This is a genomic window from Synechococcus sp. R5-15 (genome assembly GCF_047462035.1).
GTDB lineage: Bacteria > Cyanobacteriota > Cyanobacteriia > Thermostichales > Thermostichaceae > Thermostichus.
This window is the reverse complement of sequence record NZ_JANSIK010000019.1, coordinates 1-5,039: the sequence shown is the minus strand read 5'-3', so window position 1 is coordinate 5,039 and position 5,039 is coordinate 1. Positions and strand designations below refer to the sequence as shown.

Sequence of the window (5,039 nt, the reverse complement as noted above, 5' to 3'; positions counted from 1 at the left end):
TTCTTAGTCCACATACCTGTAGAAGAATAGTACCGTTCCCCCTTCGGGGGGATCCCTAGAAATTGGAAACTATAGGTTCTCAGCATCTTGAGGGCGTATCAGAACTTCATCAGGAGTTCCCCCTTCGGGGGGATCCCTAGAAATTGGAAACTAAATCCGCCCGTTTTAGTACATCTACGGGCAAAATCACTTCACGTTCCCCCTTCGGGGGGATCCCTAGAAATTGGAAACCCCGATGGATCTCTTGGCCATGCGGGAAGTTGTAATTGTTCCCCCTTCGGGGGGATCCCTAGAAATTGGAAACAGGACCTTGAAGATACATTTGTGTACATAAGTAAAGACGTTCCCCCTTCGGGGGGATCCCTAGAAATTGGAAACTCTCAACTCACAGGCGACTGCCCAGTGTGGGCATGGCCAGTTCCCCCTTCGGGGGGATCCCTAGAAATTGGAAACGGTCGGCAGAATTTCCTGTGGGACAGGTACCTCGTGGTGTTCCCCCTTCGGGGGGATCCCTAGAAATTGGAAACGCATCCTCGATGGCAACAAGATCGTCCACTATAGATTGGGTTCCCCCTTCGGGGGGATCCCTAGAAATTGGAAACTTAAGTGTACACCTCGTATAGGTAAGTTTATGCCAGTTCGTTCCCCCTTCGGGGGGATCCCTAGAAATTGGAAACAAAATGTACCAGGTCCCACGAATGTTAAAGACCTTCATGTTCCCCCTTCGGGGGGATCCCTAGAAATTGGAAACTCGATTTCAGCAGTCTTGCGACGATTCGCCCTTTCCTGGCGTTGTTCCCCCTTCGGGGGGATCCCTAGAAATTGGAAACCCCCGATAAGGTCGGCCATCTCATTCTCTTCCATAGAGTTCCCCCTTCGGGGGGATCCCTAGAAATTGGAAACGCTGGATGGCCGTGCAGGCCTGTGTTGTAGCCCAGAAAGTTCCCCCTTCGGGGGGATCCCTAGAAATTGGAAACTTTAACTAGAGGACCGGGCTGTTTTTGAGGAACAACGTTCCCCCTTCGGGGGGATCCCTAGAAATTGGAAACTAGCCATAGCAAACTTTATACGTATACCAAGTGTCCCTTTTGTTCCCCCTTCGGGGGGATCCCTAGAAATTGGAAACTTTAGGAGAAAGAACACCCAGGAGAAATCCTGGGTGTTCCCCCTTCGGGGGGATCCCTAGAAATTGGAAACTGTGTTTCCCTGCCAGATTAGGAGGTTGGCTATGTCCAAGTTCCCCCTTCGGGGGGATCCCTAGAAATTGGAAACTGCGCCCCACCAGCAAGGGTCAGCTAAACTATGTTTAAAGTTCCCCCTTCGGGGGGATCCCTAGAAATTGGAAACCTCTCTTCCGATGCCCAGGGGTTATACACCCATTGGAAGTTCCCCCTTCGGGGGGATCCCTAGAAATTGGAAACTCCTCCTCTAGGCAGGGAATGATTATCCTGCCCATGTTCCCCCTTCGGGGGGATCCCTAGAAATTGGAAACTGACCTTGGAACAGGAGTTTACAATCGTGGCATTCGAGTTCCCCCTTCGGGGGGATCCCTAGAAATTGGAAACACAGTTTAAAGTAGCTTTATACTCCTATTAACGTAAGCGGTAGTTTGTTCCCCCTTCGGGGGGATCCCTAGAAATTGGAAACAACGACTAGCATGTAGTCTGCAGCCAAGATTCGGAGGGCGTACCAGTTCCCCCTTCGGGGGGATCCCTAGAAATTGGAAACTTATGAAAAAGACCCGGCAGTCGTGCAAGCGGCCATTCGGTTCCCCCTTCGGGGGGATCCCTAGAAATTGGAAACACAGTTATTACATACACTACATGGGACCAGTTTGTCTTGTTCCCCCTTCGGGGGGATCCCTAGAAATTGGAAACTTTACTGTAAGACACTCACGCTAACTCTTTATGCCTCGGGTTCCCCCTTCGGGGGGATCCCTAGAAATTGGAAACACTGATTTTCAACCTCTACCAAATGGTGTACGCGTTAGGTGTTCCCCCTTCGGGGGGATCCCTAGAAATTGGAAACTACAGATCTGCAATAGCGCTCCTTTCGGAACGCAGGGGTTCCCCCTTCGGGGGGATCCCTAGAAATTGGAAACTCGCGTATTCACTAAACAGCTGTATGTGGAGTATCTCCCGTTCCCCCTTCGGGGGGATCCCTAGAAATTGGAAACTGCTCAGTTCTGGCCCGCCAACGCCAAGGTTGAATACCTGAAGTTCCCCCTTCGGGGGGATCCCTAGAAATTGGAAACCGAAAGACAGTTCGCCGAGCCAAGTATCCGAGAGCAGTTCCCCCTTCGGGGGGATCCCTAGAAATTGGAAACTCCCTGCCTATAGGAGGAATAGCTATGTTTACACTTGGTTCCCCCTTCGGGGGGATCCCTAGAAATTGGAAACAGCATGCTCCATATCAATGTATACACAATGTCTGTCAGGAGTTCCCCCTTCGGGGGGATCCCTAGAAATTGGAAACCATTACTACCTCAAGCATCTCCAGTAATAGCTATTGCCGTTCCCCCTTCGGGGGGATCCCTAGAAATTGGAAACATCTGTATGGAAAGGTATCAGAACGATCTTAATTTAGAAGTTCCCCCTTCGGGGGGATCCCTAGAAATTGGAAACTATGAGGTACCACGATAGTTAGGGTAGTTATATGACTGGAGTTCCCCCTTCGGGGGGATCCCTAGAAATTGGAAACCCTTCTTCTTCTTCCTCTGCCTCGTACACGAGGATGATGCGGGTTCCCCCTTCGGGGGGATCCCTAGAAATTGGAAACCCCTCTTGTACGGTTTGTGAGCTGCCGCTGGTGTGCAGTTCCCCCTTCGGGGGGATCCCTAGAAATTGGAAACAATTCCGCCACCGATCCTGGCTATACTGAGGACACGCTCACCCAAAGTAGGGGTGAGCTTTCACTCGGCAGCGATTCACATGAGTTTTTGGAAGGGCCTGTTCGGGTCAGCAGGAGCTGCTACAACCAAAGAGCCGGCGCAAACAGCTAGGGCCGACCGTCGCCAGGAAACGGTGGTGGTACGAGGGGAGACAATCCTCTTCAGCTTGGATCCCAACTTGGATCTGTACGAGCTAGAGGAGCTCTGCGATGCGGTGGGGTGGTCGCGTCGCCCCATTCAAAAGGTGAGAAAAGCCCTGCAGCACAGCTTTTTGGTGGTGTCGATGTGGCAGCAGCGGGGCAGCTACCGTCGCCTCATCGGCTTTGCCCGGGCAACGTCCGACCACGCTTTCAATGCCACCATTTGGGATGTGGTGGTTCATCCCGATTTCCAGGGTAGGGGTCTGGGCAAGCGGCTGATGGAAAAGGTGATCCACGAGCTGCGCGCCCGAGACATCAGCAACATCACCCTTTTTGCCGATCAGGGAGTGGTCAGCTTTTACGAACGGCTGGGCTTCACCGCCGACCCTGAGGGGATCAAAGGCATGTTCTGGTATCCCCGCTAGCGTATGGCCCCTGTGGTGATTTTGCCCGGTTATCTGGCGGGTGCGTCGGAGTATGAGCCCCTGCGCCAAGAGCTGGAAGCCCGCGGCTATGCGGCACGGGTGGTGCCGTTGCAGGTGCGCAGTTGGTTTCCCACGCTGGGGGGAAGGCCTGTCACTCCCATCCTGTGGGCCCTTCGAGAGACCATCCAAAAGACCTGCGCTGAGTTTGGGGTTGACCGAGTTAACCTGGTGGCCCACTCCGCCGGCGGCTGGATTGCCCGCATCTACCTGGGAGCCGTGCCCTATGGGGGACAGGTGTGGCAGGGGCGGGAGCAGGTCGCTGCGCTGATTAGCTTGGGATCCCCCCACACCAGCCGGGAGCGCTGGACGAAGCGCAATTTGGACTTTGTCAACACCCACTATCCGGGGGCCTTTTGGCCCGAGGTCAAATATGTGTGCGTGGCGGGCAGGGTCATCCAGGGGCAGAGGTTGAGTCTGGGATCCCTGTGGCGACAGGAGCATTATCTGGCTTGGCTGGCCTACAACAGCTATTGGCTCACGGCTGGACAGGGGGAATTGTGGGGCGATGGCATTACCCCCATCGAGGCTGCCCACCTGCAGGGGGCTGTTAACCTCACTCTGCCCAACTGCTACCATTCCGGTCGGGGTGGACGGCGCTGGTATGGATCCCCCGAGGTGGTGGAAACTTGGGCTCAGTATCTGGCTTAGGGCCGGGGTTTAGCTGCCAGGCTTGCTTGGGTCGCCGAGGGAAGTCTCGGGCAAAGAGGCGGCCGATTGGCGGCGTTCCTGCTGACGCCGGGCGGCTTTTACCATCTCCTCGACCACAGCCCGCGCCTGCTTCATGCGATCCAAACTGCTGCGATAGAGCTCCAGATCTTTTCTCACCCGCTCTGTTGAAAAGGGCAGCTTGCTCACCACATTCTCCAAAAAGCGGCGGGTGCGTTCTTCTGGTTCTTCGTAAAGGGACTTGGCCACAACTTCATAGGCTGTGTAAAGGCCAACAGCTAAGACCCGGCTGTAGGCGTAGGGCGGCTGAGTCATGCGCTCCAAAATGGCTTTCAACCCACCCACATCTTCCGCCTCTGACTTGAGACAGAGGAGATCAAGTCTTTGACGGGGATCCCCGCTTCCCATCAACTCCAGCAGATCGCGGGCATTCTTGCGCAACACCTCCGGCTTGAGGTGCAGAGCCTTACAGAGGGCGTTGAAAATGGCTTCTCGCTGCTCAGGGGGGTGATAGGCTTCCATCAGCCCGTCGTAGAGGGTGACCAGCCCCAAGGCAAAAAACGGATCGTAGACGAAGGTGCTGTTGACGGTGGTCAGGTGCAGCTCCACCAACAACTCCTCCACCACCCGGCGATAGACGGCGTTGATCGGGCGAGGGTAGGCGCTGAAAAAGGCCGCTTTGGTGGCGGAGAGGGTGCGAACAGGATTCACAGGCAGACAAAAATGAGCTTGAGGATGGCTTCTCTGTTTTTTTATTCTCACCTGTGCTGACCCTGAGGGCAAGCTGTGTTGACATCCTCCCCGGCCTGAAGGCTGGAGATTCCTACCACGCTACGCATGGATGGCTCCTTGCGCAGT

At 54.7% G+C, this 5,039-nt stretch carries 3 protein-coding genes and 1 CRISPR repeat array; of the genes, 2 read left to right on the top strand and 1 reads right to left on the bottom strand.

Annotated features, from left to right (window positions below; all coding sequences use genetic code 11):
• Positions 1-34: 34 nt before the first annotated feature.
• Positions 35-2,851: a CRISPR direct-repeat array (repeat unit 36 nt; unit sequence GTTCCCCCTTCGGGGGGATCCCTAGAAATTGGAAAC).
• Positions 2,852-2,930: 79 nt separating this feature from the next.
• Positions 2,931-3,455: a GNAT family N-acetyltransferase gene (locus NW839_RS02155; RefSeq protein ID WP_414332273.1), complete on the top strand. Its 525-nt coding sequence runs from the start codon at positions 2,931-2,933 to the stop codon at positions 3,453-3,455.
• Between the two features lie 3 nt (positions 3,456-3,458).
• On the top strand, positions 3,459-4,163 hold the full coding sequence (locus NW839_RS02150; protein WP_414332274.1) for an esterase/lipase family protein: 705 nt from the start codon (positions 3,459-3,461) through the stop codon (positions 4,161-4,163).
• Positions 4,164-4,172: 9 nt separating this feature from the next.
• On the opposite strand, the gene psb29 is transcribed toward NW839_RS02150, so the two are convergent.
• Positions 4,173-4,892 carry a photosystem II biogenesis protein Psp29 gene (gene psb29 / locus NW839_RS02145; RefSeq protein WP_414349628.1) on the bottom strand — a complete coding sequence of 240 codons (720 nt, stop codon included), beginning with the start codon at positions 4,890-4,892 and terminating at the stop codon, positions 4,173-4,175.
• Positions 4,893-5,039 lie beyond the last annotated feature (147 nt).

Excerpts from the sequence above, each read along its gene's own strand:
- NW839_RS02155 (WP_414332273.1), top strand. The coding sequence starts at position 2,931 with ATGAGTTTTTGGAAGGGCCTGTTCGGGTCAGCAGGAGCTGCTACAACC.
- NW839_RS02150 (WP_414332274.1), top strand. The coding sequence starts at position 3,459 with ATGGCCCCTGTGGTGATTTTGCCCGGTTATCTGGCGGGTGCGTCGGAG.